Source organism: Acinetobacter amyesii (assembly GCF_023499985.1).
Taxonomy (GTDB): Bacteria; Pseudomonadota; Gammaproteobacteria; order Pseudomonadales; family Moraxellaceae; genus Acinetobacter; species Acinetobacter amyesii.
This window is the reverse complement of the sequence record NZ_JAMCOU010000039.1, coordinates 146,025-164,593: the sequence shown is the minus strand read 5'-3', so window position 1 is coordinate 164,593 and position 18,569 is coordinate 146,025. Positions and strand designations below refer to the sequence as shown.

Sequence of the window (18,569 nt, the reverse complement as noted above, 5' to 3'; positions counted from 1 at the left end):
CCTTTCGATATACGGATTGTTAGATGAGTTATTGTATCTGTATAAAATTATAGACCAATGCTAATTAGTGGGTTAATTTTTTTGGGGATAAAAAAATAATAGGAATTATATTGTGCTCAGGTTATATCGTAAGCCAAATAAGGGGTTAATAGGAGTAGATATTAGTTCGACTTCTGTTAAGGTTTTGGAACTTTCTGTAAAGAGTGGGCGGTATTGGGTAGAAAGCTATGCTTTGGTGCCATTACCAGAAGGAAGTGTTGTTGAAAAGAACATATTGAATCCGGAAGCTGTCGGTGACTGTTTAGAGCGCGCAATTAATTTGGCCAATACGCAGACCACTAATGCAGCTTTGGCGGTTCCAACGTCGATGGTGATTACAAAAATCATCGAAATGGACGCAGATATGAACGATGATGAACGTGAAATTCAGATTCGTGATGATGCTGAGCAATATATTCCGTTCCCACTTGATGAAGCGAGCCTTGATTTTGAGGTCTTGCCAGATCGTCTGTCCAACCCAAATCGTGTCAATGTTTTGCTTGTCGCTACGCGTATTGAAAATGTTGAAGCGCGTGCGGAAGTCATTCAGCTTGCTGGTCTTACACCAAAAATTGGTGATGTAGAAAGCTTTGCAATTGAAAATGCATTTAAAGTTTTCTCAGATACTTTGCCAATGGGTGTGAATACCGTGGGTATTTTAGATATTGGTCATAGTATGACAACCTTATCTGTCATGCAGAATAACAAAGTGATTTATACCCGTGAGCAAGTGTTTGGTGGCAAACAATTGACACAGGAAATTCAAAATCGCTATGCATTGTCTTTCGAAGAAGCTGGTCGTGCGAAAAAAACACGTGCCTTGCCAGATGATTATGATATCGAAGTCTTAGAACCCTTCTTAGAAGCTGTCGTTCAACAAGCAGCACGTTCTTTACAGTTCTTTTTCTCATCTTCACAGTTCAACGAAATTGACCATATTTTATTGGCAGGGGGGAATGCCAATATTCCGGGGCTTGCAAAATTACTTCAACAAAAATTGGGTTACCGCGTCACGATTGCCAATCCATTCTTGCAAATGGGTTTTTCACCTCAAATTGATATTAAAAAAATTGAAAATGATGCCTCATCACTCATGGTGGCATGCGGTCTAGCATTGAGGAGTTTTGATTAATGGCAAAAATTAACTTGCTCCCTTGGCGTGATGAGCTAAGAGAGAAACGAAAAAAAGAATTTATTGCACTTTGTATTGGGGCTTTCTTAATTGGGGTAATTGGGGTTGGTTTAACATGGTTGTACTTTGATCACAAATTAAAAGATCAAGAACAAGCGAACCAATTGATTATCAGTCATAACCAAAACTTAGATGTTCAATTAAAGTCTTTGGATGGTTTACAAGAACAGCGTAATGCCATTATTGAACGAATGAAGTTGATTCAAGGCTTACAAGGTCAACGTCCAATTGCTGTACATCTTGTAGATGAATTGGTTCGTGTGACACCTGCCAATATGTACATCACAAAATTTGAACGTAATGGCGACAAATTTATGATCGAAGGGCGTGCGGAAAGTCCAAACACTGTTGCAGATCTACTGCGTAATTTGGAAGCATCACCTTGGTATCGTAATGCCTTCATGAGCTCATTCCTTGTGGCGGAAGAGAAAAAAGACAAAGCGCCGACGTCAGTGGTTCCTCGCGTAGAAGAATCTTATGGTGCATTTACTGTGACTGCTGATTTGGAGCAAATTGCGCAGCCGACCATTAATGATCCAGCAGTAAATGCAGGACAGTCAGCTTCATCGGCGCAAACATCTGACGCACAAACTGCAGCAAAACCAACTCCGGAGGCTGCAAAATGAGTCGTGATGAATTTGAACAATTGAATCAAGATGCTGTGGTCATTCCGAAAAAGAAAATGACTTTTGATAAGTTTGTACAGCAGTTCAATACGCTAGATCCGAATAACTATGGTAGTTGGCCAATTTCAGTCAAAATTACATGTTGGATTTTTATCATTATCCTTGTGGCAATTTTGGGCTATTTCTTGGCGATTAAAGGCAAGATTGAAGCTATTTCAAGTGCCAATGCACAAGAACAAAATTTGTTAAATGAGTTTCGTGAAAAAGATTCAAAACTACGTAATTTGCAACAATATCAGCTGCAGTTGCAGGATATGGAAGCACGTTTTAATCAACAATTAGAACAATTGCCGAAAGAAACTGAAATTCCAGGTTTGGTTGAAGATATCAACTTAACAGGCGTGAATTCTGGATTGAAATTTAAAATTATTCGTCTTGAGCCTGAAGTGAAGCAAGAGTTCTTTACGGAACAGCCAATTCATATTGAGGCAACAGGTGATTACCACGCCTTTGGTTCATTTGTAAGTAGCATTGCGGGGCTTTCACGGATTGTGACTTTGCATAATTTAACGATTACAGCAACTGAAAATAAAGAAAAGAACTCAGATATTCCAAAAATTGACTATGTGATTTCTGCAAAAACATATCGTTATGAAGGGAATACTGAAAGTGCTGCGAAAGCTGCAGATTCAGCAAGCACACAGGAGGCTCCAAAATGAAAATGAATAAATTGGCACTTTCTGTGATGGTTGGATTTGTATTGGCTGGTTGTGAATCACGTATTGATGTGGTCAATCAAGAGATGGCAAATATACGCAATCAAGCTCCACTAGCGATTGAACCTGCGCCAGATTTTGTACCTGTCGAAACTTTTAATTATGCGGCGCATTCTTTAAAAAGTCCGTTCTTGCCAAGTTCCTTGGCAGCAGAACTTAAAATCATGGCAGGTAAGCGTGTTTATCCAAACTTGAGCCGTCAGCCTCAACCTTTGGAGAGTTATGCACTCGAAACCCTGAATATGAAGGGTAGTATGCGTAACCAATCTGGGCAAATACTAGCCTTGATTCAGACACCTGATGGTGAAGTTGAGCGTATTCAACGTGGAAGTTATATGGGGCTCAATCATGGTCGAGTGGTAAATATTACCCCGACGCAAATTGATTTGATTGAGATTATTCCGGATGGGCGAGAAGGATATGTAGAGCGTCCTAGAAGTCTCATATTAATTGGACCAGCACCTTAAGCTTAAAGGAATAAAAATGAAGAATAGTGTACAAGATTTTATTTTTGGGGATGGCAATACAATGAATCATGTGTTTCGTCAGTTTTCGATGGGGGCTGTTGCAATGGCGATGATGCAAGTTGCCAATGCTCAGGTGAGTGTAACCAATGTGGTACCAATGCAAATTCTAGGTCAAGGGACTGAAATTCGCGTGATGTTTAATGGCTTGCCGCCGCAACCACAAGCTTATCAACTCGATCAACCATCACGACTAGTTTTAGACTTTGATAAAGCACAGCAAAATTTAAAACAAAGTTCAATTCCTGTTGCAACGGCTGAAGCGAGCACTGTGGATGTGAGTTCGGATGCACAACGTGCGCGCTTAACTGTGAATTTAGCCAATGCTGGCGCTTTTACCACGCGTGTTGAAGGTAATACCTTTATTTTAAAAATCAACTCTGCACAAGCTGCAAATTATGTACAGCCTGTAGCACAACGTCAGCAACAGGGCATCTCAAATATTGGTTTCCACCGTGGTTCTAATGGTGAAGGTCAAGTTGTTGTTGATTTACTGGGTGGAAATACTCCCGTTGATGTTCAACAGCAAGGCAGTAAAGTGGTGATCCGTACTTTAGGCAATAAAGTACCTGCACATTTGACTCGCCGTTTAAATGTCAATGATTTTGCAACACCTGTTGCAACGGTGGATGCACATAATGATGGCGGTAATGGTGTGATTACCATTCAGTCGACGGGCAGCTATGAATATATGGCGTACCAAACTGATAATAAATTAACGGTAAGTTTGAAACGTCCGGAAGATAAGAATCCATTACGTCCTAAAGCTGCCAATCATTATACCGGTAAGAAGATTTCATTAGACTTCCAAGATATTGAAGTACGTCGTGTGCTGCAACTTTTGGCTGATTTTACCGAAATCAATATGGTTGCTGCTGATACGGTTCAAGGAAATATTACACTTCGCTTAAAAGATGTGCCTTGGGATCAAGCACTAGATATCGTATTGAAAACCAAGAATTTGGACAAACGTCGTAATGGTAATGTGATTTGGATTGCGCCTGTATCTGAGTTGATTAAAGCGGAAGAAGAAGAAGCAAAAGCCTTACGTCAAAGTATGAAGTTGGCACCATTACAGACTGAATATTTAACGTTAAGCTATGCAAAAGCTGCTGAGATAGAGAAGCTGATTACGCAGTCTAAAACTGCGGGTAATAGCGGTTCGTCAAATAATAGTAATAATGCTGATGATGATCGGGGTAATTTGTTAAGTCCACGCGGAACGATTTCTGCAGATACGCGTACAAATACACTGATTATTAATGATACCGCGCAAAACATTGATCAGATTCGTAAGATGGTGGATTTGCTTGATGTATCAGTCAAGCAGGTCATGGTTGAAGCACGTATTGTAAAAGCATCTACTGACTTTACCAAAGAAATGGGTGTGAAATGGGGTCTCTTGTCTCAAGGGATTAACCAAAATGACCATTTATTGGTGGGTGGTAGTGATACTACGCTTTGGGACTTAAAAACACCGGATGATGATGGTAAATATACGATTCAGCGTCCAAGTAACTTAAACGTGGACTTAGGGGTGACTACTGCAGGTGCCAGTCGAATTGCGTTCGGCTTAATTAGTCTTTCTGATTTTATGTTGGATTTAGAGCTTTCTGCTTTACAAGCAGATGGTTATGGTGAAGTCATTTCTACACCAAAAGTACTGACAGCGGATAAACAACCCGCCAAAGTTGCATCAGGTCAAGAAATTCCATATCAAACCACAACGGGTACAGGTTCAAATGCGACTTCTTCTACCGAGTTTAAAGAAGCTTTATTAAGTCTGGATGTCACGCCTAGCATTACTCCAGATGGTAAAGTGCAAATGAAGCTGAATATCAAGAGCGACTCACCAGCAGGATATGCACAAAATGGTGAAATCATCCTGAATAAAAATGAAATTAATACCGATGTCTTAGTCAACAATGGTGAAACTGTTGTGCTCGGCGGTATTTTTAATCAGGAAACACAAAGTAAGCAAACTAAAGTACCGTTCTTAGGTGATATTCCTTATGTGGGTCGCTTATTCCGTAAAGATATGAAAAGCGATGCAAAAAATGAGTTACTGATTTTTGTTACTCCGCGAATTGTTAATGACAGTGTTACCAGAAATCATTAATATATTTTCAATTTAACAAAAGAAATAGGTGACTCCTTGCCAAGCAAAGAGTTTGAAACCCTACCAAATATCTATTTGGTAGGGCCAATGGGGGCAGGAAAAACAACCGTAGGGCGACATTTAGCAGAATTGTTAGGACGTGAATTTCTAGACAGTGATCATGAAATTGAACGTAAAACAGGTGCGACCATTCCTTGGATTTTTGAAAAGGAAGGGGAAAAAGGCTTTAGAAGTCGTGAAACGAATGTCATTGATGAGTTAACTGCAAAGAAACAACTGGTCTTGGCGACTGGCGGTGGTGCTGTGACTCAGCCCCCAAATCGTGAATTTTTAAAACAACGAGGTATTGTTGTTTATCTATATACTCCGGTGGAAATTCAGTTACAACGAACCTACCGCGACAAAAATCGCCCACTTCTTCAAGTGGAAAATCCAGAGCAAAAGCTACGAGATTTATTGGCTGCCCGTGATCCTCTTTATCGTGAAGTCGCCCACTATATTATTGAAACCAATCAAGGTGCGGCGAGAGATCTTGCGCAAAAAATTTTTAATTTAATTGTTTCACAAAATATATCTCGTTAGAAAAGGTTAAATTCATGCAAACCTTACATGTTGAACTCGGTGATCGTCGCTACCCTATTTTTATTGGGAGTGACCTTAATCCACAAACTTTACTTGAGCCTTATATTCAGGGTAAACAAGTGATGATTGTCTCTAATACCACAGTTGCCCCGCTCTATTTAAAACATTATGTAGAAGCAATTGAGGCAGTAGGGAAAACTGTTGCGACATGTATTTTGCCTGATGGTGAAAAGTATAAAAATTTAGACCATTTGAATTTAATTTTTGATGCCTTGCTCGAAGCAGGCTTTAACCGCGATTGTACGGTTTTGGCATTAGGTGGTGGTGTTATTGGAGATATGACCGGTTTTGCCTCTGCATGCTATCAACGCGGTGTGTATTTTATTCAAGTACCGACGACTTTACTTTCTCAAGTGGATTCAAGTGTTGGTGGCAAAACAGGGATTAACCATCCACTAGGTAAAAACATGATTGGTGCCTTTCAGCAACCCCAAGTGGTTCTTGCGGATATGGCGCAATTAAAAACTTTGCCAGCGCGTGAACTTTCTGCAGGTTTGGCTGAAGTGATCAAATATGCGTTGTTGGGTGATGTTGAATTCTTAACTTGGCTTGAACAGCATATGGATGCTTTAGTTGCAGGTGATGCAACTTTGTTGGCTGAAGCGGTTTATCGTTCATGTGCCCATAAAGCGCGTATTGTGGCCAATGATGAAAAAGAACAAGGTGAGCGTGCGTTATTAAACTTGGGTCATACCTTTGGCCATGCGATTGAATCGTACTTGGGGTATGGTGAATGGTTACATGGCGAAGCCGTTGCAACAGGGATGGTGATGGCTGCAGATTTGTCCCATCGTATGGGCTGGATCACAGTTGAAGATTTAGAGCGTACAAAAAAAATCATTTTACGTGCACAATTACCGATAGTTTGTCCTAAAATTCCGCTAGAGGAATTTTTGGCGTATATGTCCCATGATAAAAAAGTATTGAATGGGCAATTACGACTTATTTTACTGAAATCATTAGGTCAGGCCATCATCACCAAAGAGTTTGATGTCGAATTAATGAAACAGGCAATTTTGGCAAATCAGGCAGAGTAGGTACATCATGGCAGCGCGGCAGTCTCAATGGCAAAAAGTTCATCACTACACATGGTTGGTGGGTGGAGCTGTGTGTCTGTTCGCTGCATTGGTTTTTTGGGCGATTACAGATACCAAAGAATTGGTTGAAGTTGAAAAACAAGCGGAAACCGAAGTCGATTTACAAATTCAGCCAGAGAAAGTGGCAGCAATGTCCCATCTTGGTGCATTAAATGACGAAGTGCGTCCGCTTGATATGACGACCCGTGTGGTTGCTACGGCTCAACATGAACCAGAATTTCGCGGCACTAAATTTATCAATGATTCTGTCAAGCTTTATGGTATTGAATTATTTAGGGTTTCTGAAGAAGATATTTTAAAAAGCTTCTTACGCAAGCAGCCTGAGCGTCACAAATTTATTTATCTACGTCTTTCTGGTGAAGACCATCCTGAGCAATACGTCATTTTAACAGGACCATATTCGTCTCAAAATGATGCGAAAACTGCAATGTCGAGCCTCAATATTGCTTTGCCTGCATCAATTAAACCTAAGGTTGTGGAATTTAAACAATATCAAGCATATGTGAATGACTTAGGCGCGGAAGAAATGTCGTCGAGTCAAAAGTTATATGCTGTTAAATTAAAGTCTGTGCCTTTACCGAAAATTGATGAAGCTCAAATCGCAGCACGAAAAGCAGCGGCTGCAGCGTCGGTAACAACTCCAGCTAATGCAACAACAAGTACTACGGTGACTCGCCGTGATGCTGAAGGGAATGTGATTGATGTGCAAAAATCACAAAGTAGTGTAGATGCACCACGTCCAAAACCTGCACCGGTAGAGCAAGAAGTAACCGATCCATTCAATTAGTTCTAAAATAGCGCAAGATGTCTTAGGAAAAGTCTAAACTGCACAGAAAAAGTGCATAAAATTATAAAAGAACAATTTAAATTATTTGTTATAACTAAAAAATGTTTGTAATCAGCCATCTTAGGAGAAAATGCATCAAGTTGGCATGTAAATTGCTTAATTGGTGCGTAAATTGAACTTTTCTCCCTGTTTTGGCGCGAAAATGATTCGATAAAAGTGCGAAGTCATTAATCCAGTCGTTATCCCTGATCTGAACTGCAAAAGCAGAAAATTTGACTTTTATTCATGCATCTAAGATGAATTCGGTTTATCTTAAGGGTGTGAATAAGAAATAATTTTGCTCGACAGAACAATTCATGTGAGTAAGTTAAGACGAATCGCAACAAGAAATTAGTTTGTTAAGTGCTCGAAAGAGCTGTAAAGAAAAGAAGGGTACGCTATGCACATGCCATCGCCTAATACTGTAGCTCCCGCTCAAGGTTTATACCAACCGGATGAGTTTAAAGATAACTGTGGTTTCGGTTTAATCGCCCATATGCAGGGTGATGCAAGCCATGATCTCGTCAAAACCGCAATGCATAGTTTAAGTTGTATGACCCACCGTGGTGGTATTGCCGCAGATGGTAAAACCGGTGACGGCTGCGGTCTACTCCTTGCTATGCCCAAAGAATTTTTCCGTGAAGAAGCGAAAAAACTCAGTGACATTACATTGAGTGAAATCTTTGCTGTGGGTACGGTATTTCTAAACCTAGACCCTGCATTAGCCGCACATGCAAAACAAATTTTAACCAAAGAAATCGAAGACGAAGGTTGTAAAGTCATCGCTTGGCGTGTTGTGCCAACCAATAACGATGCGTTGGGTTCAATCGCGATGCAGTCATTGCCTGCATTTGAACAAATTATCGTAAATTGCCCAATGGGTGTTTCAGAGGTTGAATTCAACCGTAAGTTGGTGATGGCACGTCGTCGTGCAGAACAACAGCTGACTGCTGACCCATACTTCTATGTAACCACTTTATGCTCAACTGTGATCAGCTATAAAGGTTTGATGATGCCAGCAGCCATTGCTGATTTCTATACCGATCTTGCTGATGAGCGTTTAAAGTCACACATTGTTGTATTCCATCAGCGTTTCTCAACTAATACCTTGCCTCGTTGGCCATTGGCTCAGCCGTTCCGTTACTTAGCACACAATGGTGAGATCAATACCATTACCGCAAACCGTAACTGGGCGATGGCACGTACACCAAAATTTGAAAACCCATTATTGCCGGGTTTAACTGAGCTAAATCCAATCGTGAACCGTACAGGCTCGGACTCTTCAAGCTTAGACAATATGCTGGAAATCCTTGTTGGTGGTGGTATGGACTTGTTCCGTGCGCTACGTATGTTGGTTCCACCAGCGTGGCAAAACGTTGAAACTTTAGATGCGGACTTACGTGCATTCTACGAATTCAACTCGAAACATATGGAAGCATGGGATGGTCCAGCAGGTCTGGTAATTCAAGATGGTCGTCATGCGATTTGTATGCTTGACCGTAATGGTTTACGTCCAGCACGTTGGGTAATTACTAAAAATGGTTACATCACCTTGGCGTCAGAAATTGGTGTTTGGGGTTATGAACCAGAAGACGTTGTGTCTAAAGGCCGTGTCGGTCCGGGTCAAATTTTGGTGATTGATACCTTTACCGGCAAAATGCTCGATACTCAAGATGTGAGTAATCACCTCAAACGTATGCGTCCGTACCGTCAGTGGTTACGTGAAAACTCAGTACGTGTGCAAGGCAGTCCAGAGCTCGAAGAATATTTATGTGACCAAGGCTTAAAAGGCGATGACCTGAAAGCTTCACAAAAAATGTTCATGGTGACATTTGAAGAGCGTGACCAATTGCTTCGTCCAATCGCTGAAAGCGGTCAGGAAGCCGTGGGTTCAATGGGTGATGATACGCCAATGGCAGTATTGTCTCGTCAGGTGCGGCATGTGTCTGACTACTTCCGTCAGCAGTTCGCTCAGGTTACGAATCCGCCAATCGATCCATTACGTGAATCGATCGTAATGTCGTTAGAGACATGCCTCGGCCGTGAACAAAATGTATTTGAACAAGGTCCAGAGCATGCAGATCGTCTGATCATTTCAAGCCCAGTACTGTCAAATTCGAAAATGCATCAAATCCGTACACTTGGTCGTAAAGGTTACGAGATTGCAGATATCGACCTGAACTATGCAGAAGATGAAGGCTTAGAAGCTGCCATCGCGCGTATTTGTGAAGAATCTGCACAAGCGATTCGCGACGGAAAAACATTGCTTGTATTGTCTGATAAGAAAATCCGTCAAGGTTTCTTACCTGCAAATGCATTGATGGCAACTGGCGCGGTTCACCACTATTTAATCAATGTGGGTCTTCGTACAGATGCCAACATCATTGTCGAAACTGGTTTGGCGCGTGATGCACACCAGTTTGCGGTGATTCTTGGTTTCGGTGCGACTGCGATCTATCCATACTTGGCTTATGACGTGATCAATGACTTGATCGCGAAAGGCGAATTGTTGGGTGACCCAATTCATGCGCAAGCTAACTTCCGTAAAGGTATTGAGAAAGGCTTATTGAAAGTCCTTTCTAAGATGGGTATTTCTACTGTTGCCTCTTACCGTGGCGGTCAGTTGTTTGAAGCGGTCGGCCTTTCTGATGAAGTGGTTGCAAAATGCTTTACTGGCGTACCGAGCCGTATTAAAGGCGCGACATTCTCTGATCTAGAAAATGACTTGAAAAAATTGGCAGATTTGGCATGGAAATCACGTAAACCAATTGATCAAGGTGGTATGCTGAAATTTGTATTCGGTAAGGAATACCATGCATTTAACCCAGACGTAATTAATGCGCTGCATAAATCAGTACGCTCTGGTAATTATGCCGACTTTAAAGAATATGCAGAGCTAGTGAATAACCGTCCAATTGCAACGATTCGTGACTTATTCAAGCTGAAAACAGATCAATCGATTGCGCTAGATCAAGTTGAATCCGTGGAAGAGATTCTGCCACGTTTTGACTCGGCTGGGATGTCTTTAGGTGCATTATCACCTGAAGCGCACGAAGCTATTGCAATCGCTATGAATACCATTGGTGGTCGCTCGAACTCGGGTGAGGGCGGCGAAGACCCAGCGCGTTACGGCACTATCCGTAACTCGAAAATCAAACAAATTGCATCTGGCCGTTTTGGTGTGACCCCTGCATATCTAACTTCTGCAGAAGTCCTTCAAATTAAAGTGGCACAAGGTGCAAAACCAGGTGAAGGTGGTCAGTTGCCGGGCGGTAAAGTGAATGGCTTAATTGCACGTTTACGTTACTCAGTACCGGGTGTGACATTAATTTCTCCGCCGCCGCATCACGACATCTACTCAATCGAAGATTTATCACAGTTAATTTTCGATTTAAAACAGGTTAACCCACAGGCGATGGTGTCAGTTAAGCTGGTTTCTGAGCCCGGTGTTGGTACGATTGCGGCAGGTGTGGCAAAAGCATACGCAGACTTCATTACCATTTCTGGTTATGACGGTGGTACAGCGGCTTCTCCACTTTCTTCAATTCACCATGCAGGTTCTCCATGGGAGCTTGGTCTATCTGAGGCGCATCAGGCGCTACGTGTGAACGATCTGCGTGGCAAAGTCCGTGTACAAACTGATGGTGGCTTGAAAACAGGTCTAGACGTTGTGAAAGCAGCGATTCTTGGGGCTGAAAGTTTCGGTTTTGGTTCTACACCGATGATCGCATTGGGTTGTAAATACCTGCGTATTTGCCATTTAAACAACTGTGCGACCGGTGTTGCAACACAGCAAGATCATTTACGTCAGGAACACTATATCGGTGAGCCTGAAATGCTGATCAACTTCTTCCACTTTATTGCGGAAGAAACCCGTGAATGGTTGGCGGCACTCGGTGTGTCTAGCCTCAAAGATTTGATTGGTCGTACAGATTTACTGGAAATGCTTCCGGGTGAAACTGAAAAACATGCACACCTTGATTTGAGCGCATTGCTCCAATCGCATCCTGCGGCTGAAGGCAAAGCACAGTACTGTGAAGTACAAGGTAATGCACCATTTGATAAAGGTTTATTGGCTGAGAAAATGGTAGCTGAAATGCTGCCAGCGATTGAAGCAGGCACAGGCGGTGAATATAGCTTCACAATTGGTAACTGTGACCGTTCAATTGGCGCGCGTATTTCGGGTGAGATTGCAAAACGTTATGGCAACCTCAGTATGGAAGCGCACCCTGTTAAAGTTAAATTAACAGGGACTGCAGGTCAGTCATTGGGTGTTTGGAACGCCGGCGGTTTACACATCAGCCTAGAAGGCGATGCGAATGACTACGTGGGTAAAGGTATGGCTGGTGGTCGTATCTCGATCTTCCCACCGAAAGGTTCACCGTTCCAAACGCAAAATACTGCGATTATTGGTAACACCTGTTTGTATGGTGCAACAGGCGGTAAATTGTTTGCTGCAGGTACAGCAGGCGAGCGTTTTGCTGTGCGTAACTCAGGTGCGTTTGCCGTGATTGAAGGCGCAGGCGACCACTGCTGTGAATACATGACGGGTGGTATCGTGACTGTATTGGGTAAAGTGGGTCATAACTTTGGTGCGGGTATGACAGGCGGTTTCGCTTATGTGCTCGACCTCGACAATGACTTTGTTGACCATTACAACCACGAACTGATTGAATTGAACCGTATCTCTACAGAATCGATGGAAGAACACAAAGAGTTCTTGTGCCGTATCTTAGATGAACATATTAAAGAAACAGGTAGTGCTTGGGCGTATAAGATCCGCAACGAGTTTGACTTCTATAGCCGCAAATTCTGGCTTGTGAAACCAAAAGCTGCTAATTTGCAGACTTTGTTGAAAACAACTCAAGCTGATCCACAATAATTCCACTACTGCAGATTTGATAGGCAGGTGTAAGTCAAAACATGCTTACACCTACCCACGGAGAGAGACATGGCAGAGCGCCTAAATAATGACTTTCAGTTCCTGGATGTAGCACGCCAAGATCCAGAGAAAAAAGATCTAGTTGTCCGCAAAGCAGAATTTGTGGAAATCTATAAACCGTTTACAGCTGAAGTTGCAAAAAATCAAACGCACCGCTGCTTAGGTTGCGGTAACCCGTATTGTGAATGGAAATGTCCAGTACATAATTACATTCCAAACTGGTTAAAATTGATTGCAGAAGGTCGCATTTTCCAAGCAGCAGAATTGTGTCATCAAACCAACACCTTGCCTGAAGTTTGTGGTCGTGTGTGCCCGCAAGACCGTTTATGTGAAGGCGCATGTACGCTAAATGACGGCTTTGGTGCAGTCACCATTGGTAATGCTGAAAAATACATTAACGATACAGCCTTTGCATTGGGCTGGCGCCCAGATATGTCACACGTTAAGTGGACAGACAAAAAAGTTGCGATTATTGGTGCAGGTCCTGCTGGCCTTGGCTGTGCAGATATTCTTGTACGTAATGGTGTGAAGCCAGTCGTATTTGATAAGCGTCCTGAAATTGGTGGTTTGCTGACATTTGGTATTCCAGAATTCAAAATGGAAAAAGACGTAATGAAACGTCGCCGTGAGATTTTCTCGGGCATGGGTGTTGAATTCCGTCTAAATACCGAAATTGGTACAGATGTGACCATTGATCAGCTATTGGCTGATTACGACGCTGTATTCATGGGTATGGGAACCTATACCTACATGAAGGGCGGTTTCGCGGGTGAAGACCTTGTTGGTGTGCATGATGCACTGGATTTCTTGATTGCCAATGTGAACCGTACGCAAGGTTGGGAAAAAGATCCATCTGAATACATCAGCATGGAAGGCAAAAAAGTGATTGTTCTGGGTGGTGGTGATACCGCGATGGACTGTAACCGTACCTCGATCCGCCAAGGTGCCGAATCCGTTGTCTGTGCCTACCGTCGTGATGAAGAAAACATGCCGGGTTCACGTCGTGAAGTGAAAAATGCACGTGAAGAAGGTGTGGATTTCCAATTTAATCGCCAGCCAATTGAAATTGTGGGTGAAAATGGCAAAGTGACGGGTGTTAAAGTTGTGACTACACAGCTTGGCGCACCTGATAGTCGCGGTCGTCGTAGCCCTGAACCAGTTCCGGGTTCAGAAGAAATTTTACCAGCAGATGCAGTATTGCTAGCCTTTGGTTTCCGTACCAGCCCCGCAGATTGGTTTACTACATCAAACATTAGTATGGATGGTTCAGGTCGCGTCATTGCTGCTGAACAGCAAGAATTTAAATTTCAAACATCGAATCCGAAAATTTTTGCCGGCGGTGATATGGTCCGGGGATCTGACCTTGTGGTAACCGCAATCTGGGAAGGTCGCCAAGCTGCAGAAGGTATTCTTGATTACTTAGATGTTTAAGTCATGACATGCCAGTGATTGCATTGGATTTATTCAAAAAAACTCGCTTCGGCGGGTTTTTTATTTTTTGGAATTTACCTCAAATGACACGTGAATGGATTTTGCAGATAAATACGCTGAAAAGTTGTCAGACAGCGCTTTAGAATGGTGAATTATGCAAATGTGCTAGCACATTTTGCCATGTGTGAAAGAGCTTAGGAATTACATACTGCGATCATGATCTAAATCTTAGGAAGCGACCATGACGCAAGTGACGACACAAAAAACATATCTAAATCGTCCTAAAGCCATTGGCATTACGGTACGTCGAGCACAATTCAATCCTAAAGCGATTCGCCGGCATTATTTTGCCAACTCACCGGTGATGTCGCATTTGTTGACGGCATTGTCATCGACCTTTCCCATTGGTGAGCAATTCTTTGTGCATAGCGTGCGCAATGTACGCGATAAAGTCAGTGATGAAAAATTACAAGCTGAGATCGCAGCATTCATTGGGCAAGAAGCGATGCATTCCAAAGCCCATGCTGAATTTAACGATGCTTGGCGCAGTGAAACCTATAATTTAGATCGTTTCCAAGCATGGCTGGCACGTAAAGACAGCTATGTAAAAAACTTACATCCAAAAATACAGTTGGCAATTACCTGTGCATTTGAACATTTTACCGCGTTGCTTGGTGGCTATATTTTAAGACATCCTGAAGTGCTCAGTACTTTAGATGATGATGCAGTGAAACTTTGGGTGTGGCATGCGATTGAAGAGATTGAGCATCGTGCGGTAGCATTCGATGTATATCAGCATGTCTATGGTGATGACAAAATACGTCGCATGATTATGCGCAGTGTGACCACGGGTTTTGCAAGTCTTACGTTTTATTCTGCAACGAAGCTATTTATGCAGGATAAGAAAAAAAGTTTGCCAAAGCTGGGCGGAAATATTTTCGGGGCGTATTTGCTGGCAAAAATGTTTATTCAATTGACGCCAGAATATTTGTCATATTACAAAGCAGAATTTCATCCGAGCGAAATTGATTACAGTCAGATCGTGAAATATTGGAAAGAACGCCTTGCTGATGAATATCAAATGGAAAGTTTTCAGACTGAAATCACACCGCAATTGTATAGTTAATTCAATATGATAAAAAAGCCCGAGTTGTGGGCTTTTTTTAATGCTAAATATTTTTCGAGTAGATCAGTTTAATCACAAAGAAAATACATAATTCATTCGAAAAATAAGGTTAGAATGAATTTATTTAAACAATTACAAATAAATACTTGAGGTTAAGGGTTATGAATTCAATGAAAAAAAGCATGCTCGCAATCGCATTAGTCAGTACGTTGACCCTGAGTGGTTGTGGCTATAACACATTACAAGTCAAAGACGAGGCCGTTACAGCAGCATGGTCTGAGGTGCAAAACCAATATCAACGCCGTGCAGATTTGGTACCTAACCTTGTCAATGTGGTTAAAGGTTACGCGAAACATGAGGAACAAGTACTGACCGAAGTGACTCAAGCACGTGCCAATGTTGCGGGCTTAAAAGTGGATAAGGAAGTTTTGGAAGATCCAGCACTGTTCCAAAAATATCAAGAAGCTCAAGCGCAGATGACCAGCGCACTTTCTCGTTTAATTGCAGTCTCGGAAAATTATCCAGACTTAAAAGCCAATGAGCAATTCCGTGATTTACAGGTTCAGTTAGAAGGCACTGAAAACAGGATCGCTGTCGCACGTAATCGCTACATTACTACAGTACAAGACTTTAATGGCTATGCACGCCAGTTCCCGCAAGTGATGACAGCTAAAGTCATCGGTATGGATACCAAGCCTAACTTTAGCGCAGAGCAAAGTGCACAAACTGCACCAAAAGTTGATTTTAATTAATTGGCATCACTGCATTGTGAGGTGGGCTGATGGTGGATTTTGAGCTAAAACATACAGGTTTGTTGTGGTTGCAGCGCATGGTTTTAGCATGCTTATTGTGTGTGGTGGGTTTCACACATGCAGAAACTGCCACCGCTACAGATGTAGATGCTGAAACAGTTGTTGTCGGTAAAATATTAAAAGATCAACAGTCAGCTACGCAAAAAGATACAACAGCACAGCCTGAAATCAAAATTCAGCAGCCGAATATCGCTAATGATATGGCAGATGGCGAGTCGATTCGTGGCTTGCCGACGCTCAATGAACCTGTAGTTGATCAGGCAAACTTACTTTCCGCTGCTGAAAAGCAAGCCATTAGCCAGAAAATTTTACAGTTACACGAACAAGGCAAGGCACAAATTGGCGTCGTGATTGTGCCAACCACAGGTCAAGAAGATATTTTTGATTACGCCATGCGTGTTGCAGAAAAATGGCAACTCGGTTCAGCAAAACGTGACAATGGGATATTGATGGCGATTGCTGTGAATGATCACAGAATTCAAATCCTGACGGGTTATGGGCTGGAAGGCATTATGCCAGACATTATTGTTAGTCGAATTATCCGTAATCAAATCACGCCGTATTTTAAGCAAGCTCAGTATGCTCAAGGCATTGATGCTGGCTTAACGGAAATAACACGTATTTTAAATCAAGACCCTGAAGTTGCCGCTCAAGCAGCCCAAGAGCTGAAAGAACGTCAGGAACAAGCCTTACACGAGCAGCAAGCCAAAGAGAAAACTTTTACAACGGTTCTCATCATTTTGGTGATTGGTATTTTTGCATCCTTTATTGTGGGTAAGCGCTTAAGTGCGTCAACTGCTGCTGTTGCAGGTACCGTTGCGGGTTTGGTCAATGGTGCAGGTCTACTCACCAGTCTGTTGATGGGTGGAGCAATTTTCTTTTTACTGATTACGGCTATTGCTCAAACCATTTTTCAAATGTTTCTTGCTGGTGGTGGGGGTGGTGGAGGCCGTAGCGGAGGTGGTGGCTTTGGTGGCGGCGGCTATAGTGGAGGCGGTGGTAGCTTTGGCGGTGGGGGAGCATCAGGTTCATGGTAACGAAAACAGAAACAACAGAAATTGTCACCTGTCCTAAAACACAGGAAATACAGCAACCAAGTTTTAAACGCTGGTTGAAGCACTTCTTTTATATGCCTGCAGCAAACCGGTTTTTTAATAAGCAAGATCAGCAGGCCATTGCGCAAGCGGTGACAGAAGCTGAGCATGGCCATGTGGGCGAAATACAGGTGGTGATCGAAGGGCATATTCCTTCGAACCAAGCCTATTATCAAAATACCCGTGCACGTGCTGAACAGCTCTTTGCTGAACTGGGTGTGTGGGATACAGAATTTAATAGTGGTGTTTTGCTTTATTTAAACTTGTGTGAACGTCAGGTGGAAATTGTGATTGATCGCGGGATGAGGCAGGCGACCGATGCCCAAGTATGGCAGGATATTTGCGCGCGAATTATCCAAAGCATGCAAAATAAACAATACCGAATAGCTTTGACGGTTGGTGTAAAAGAGATTGGTGAAGTGATGGATCACTTTTATGCAGGGAAGTCTGTAGATCGAAATAATGAAATCGCAAATGCGCCAATAATTTTGCGCTAAAAAACGGTGATAAAGTGACACAAATCGTCACTTTTAAACACAAAAAGAGACGCAATGATTACAAAAAATAAAAATATTTTTTTAAAGTGCTGTTTTTTCTGTCATTTTCACTATAATAAATCTTGGCACGCTCTGTGCTATTTATAAAACAAGCTACATAGCTTTATTAAATAATTAAATTAAAAAACATTTGTGGAGAATGTTATGAACGCTCAAAAAGGTTTTACCCTTATTGAATTAATGATCGTTGTTGCAATTATTGGTATTCTTGCTGCTGTTGCGATTCCTGCTTACCAAAACTACACTGTTCGTGCAAAAGTAACTGAAATTGTTGGTGCTGCAACAGCAGGTAAGCAAGCTGTTAGTGAAATGTATCAAAGCAATGGTATGACTGGTGTTAAAGCTGCTGCTGCTGCTATTGCAACTGAACAAGCAGCAGGTACTATTGCATCTAAATATGTTCAAAGTGTTGTCGTAGATGAGGCTACTGGTATTATTACTGCAACTTCTTCAAATGATGCAGATGTATCTGGTTTACCTGGTGATGCACTAAACAAAACAATTATCTTTACTCCTTTTGTAGGTACTACAGCTTTAGCCTCTGCAACAGCGGGTGGAACAGTTGATTGGGCTTGTACTTCTTTAACAACAGCAACAGCAACTGCACGTGGTTTTACTGCAGCTGCTGGTTCAATGCCGGATAAATACGTACCTGCTGAATGCCGTTAATTTTTAGCTAAAAAAAGGAGTGCTAAGGCACTCCTTTTTTGTAAAGTTATTTATGGAAATGAATAAACGAAATAGAAAAAACTAACATGCTGTTTAG

Annotated in this window: 15 protein-coding genes; all 15 read left to right on the top strand. The window is 42.1% G+C overall.

Annotated elements, in window-relative coordinates; translation table 11 throughout:
- The first annotated feature begins 112 nt into the window (after positions 1–112).
- The 15 genes from M5F03_RS15990 to M5F03_RS15920 all read left to right on the top strand — a co-directional run bounded on the left by M5F03_RS15990 (position 113) and on the right by M5F03_RS15920 (position 18,472).
- Complete coding sequence (locus M5F03_RS15990) at positions 113–1,171, top strand: pilus assembly protein PilM (RefSeq protein WP_078192532.1); 1,059 nt, start codon at positions 113–115, stop codon at positions 1,169–1,171.
- Positions 1,171–1,857: a PilN domain-containing protein gene (locus M5F03_RS15985; RefSeq protein WP_180024285.1), complete on the top strand. Its 687-nt coding sequence runs from the start codon at positions 1,171–1,173 to the stop codon at positions 1,855–1,857. Before M5F03_RS15990 ends, M5F03_RS15985 begins: the two co-directional genes overlap by 1 nt.
- Entirely contained in the window at positions 1,854–2,576 is a 723-nt protein-coding gene (locus M5F03_RS15980) for a type IV pilus inner membrane component PilO (RefSeq protein WP_078192531.1), read from the top strand. Before M5F03_RS15985 ends, M5F03_RS15980 begins: the two co-directional genes overlap by 4 nt.
- On the top strand, positions 2,573–3,100 hold the full coding sequence (locus tag M5F03_RS15975) for a pilus assembly protein PilP (protein ID WP_078192530.1): 528 nt from the start codon (positions 2,573–2,575) through the stop codon (positions 3,098–3,100). The genes M5F03_RS15980 and M5F03_RS15975 overlap by 4 nt, the downstream gene beginning before the upstream one ends.
- A 61-nt stretch (positions 3,101–3,161) precedes the next feature.
- Positions 3,162–5,276, top strand: a complete 2,115-nt coding sequence (locus M5F03_RS15970) for a type IV pilus secretin PilQ (protein ID WP_249708923.1) — start codon at positions 3,162–3,164, stop codon at positions 5,274–5,276.
- 36 nt (positions 5,277–5,312) lie between these two features.
- Positions 5,313–5,858, top strand: coding sequence for a shikimate kinase AroK (gene aroK / locus M5F03_RS15965; RefSeq protein ID WP_078189378.1), 546 nt, complete (start codon positions 5,313–5,315; stop codon positions 5,856–5,858).
- Positions 5,859–5,872: 14 nt separating this feature from the next.
- Positions 5,873–6,955 carry a 3-dehydroquinate synthase gene (aroB, locus tag M5F03_RS15960; RefSeq protein ID WP_180024286.1) on the top strand — a complete coding sequence of 361 codons (1,083 nt, stop codon included), beginning with the start codon at positions 5,873–5,875 and terminating at the stop codon, positions 6,953–6,955.
- A gap of 7 nt (positions 6,956–6,962) precedes the next feature.
- Positions 6,963–7,802 (top strand): hypothetical protein, encoded by an 840-nt coding sequence (locus M5F03_RS15955; RefSeq protein WP_180024287.1) that lies wholly within the window; start codon positions 6,963–6,965, stop codon positions 7,800–7,802.
- Between the two features lie 445 nt (positions 7,803–8,247).
- Positions 8,248–12,723, top strand: a complete 4,476-nt coding sequence (gene gltB, locus M5F03_RS15950; protein WP_180024288.1) for a glutamate synthase large subunit — start codon at positions 8,248–8,250, stop codon at positions 12,721–12,723.
- 69 nt (positions 12,724–12,792) lie between these two features.
- On the top strand, positions 12,793–14,214 hold the full coding sequence (locus M5F03_RS15945) for a glutamate synthase small subunit GltD family protein (protein WP_078189374.1): 1,422 nt from the start codon (positions 12,793–12,795) through the stop codon (positions 14,212–14,214).
- Positions 14,215–14,455: 241 nt separating this feature from the next.
- Positions 14,456–15,340, top strand: coding sequence for a metal-dependent hydrolase (locus tag M5F03_RS15940; protein WP_249708873.1), 885 nt, complete (start codon positions 14,456–14,458; stop codon positions 15,338–15,340).
- A 161-nt stretch (positions 15,341–15,501) separates the two neighbouring features.
- Complete coding sequence (locus tag M5F03_RS15935) at positions 15,502–16,092, top strand: LemA family protein (RefSeq protein ID WP_078189372.1); 591 nt, start codon at positions 15,502–15,504, stop codon at positions 16,090–16,092.
- A gap of 29 nt (positions 16,093–16,121) precedes the next feature.
- Positions 16,122–17,189 carry a TPM domain-containing protein gene (locus M5F03_RS16660; protein ID WP_372491162.1) on the top strand — a complete coding sequence of 356 codons (1,068 nt, stop codon included), beginning with the start codon at positions 16,122–16,124 and terminating at the stop codon, positions 17,187–17,189.
- The gene (locus tag M5F03_RS15925) at positions 17,183–17,743 is read left to right on the top strand and encodes a TPM domain-containing protein (RefSeq protein WP_249708872.1); all 561 of its coding nucleotides are present in this window, start codon (positions 17,183–17,185) and stop codon (positions 17,741–17,743) included. The genes M5F03_RS16660 and M5F03_RS15925 overlap by 7 nt, the downstream gene beginning before the upstream one ends.
- A 204-nt stretch (positions 17,744–17,947) precedes the next feature.
- On the top strand, positions 17,948–18,472 hold the full coding sequence (locus tag M5F03_RS15920) for a pilin (protein WP_249708871.1): 525 nt from the start codon (positions 17,948–17,950) through the stop codon (positions 18,470–18,472).
- Positions 18,473–18,569: the final 97 nt, after the last annotated feature.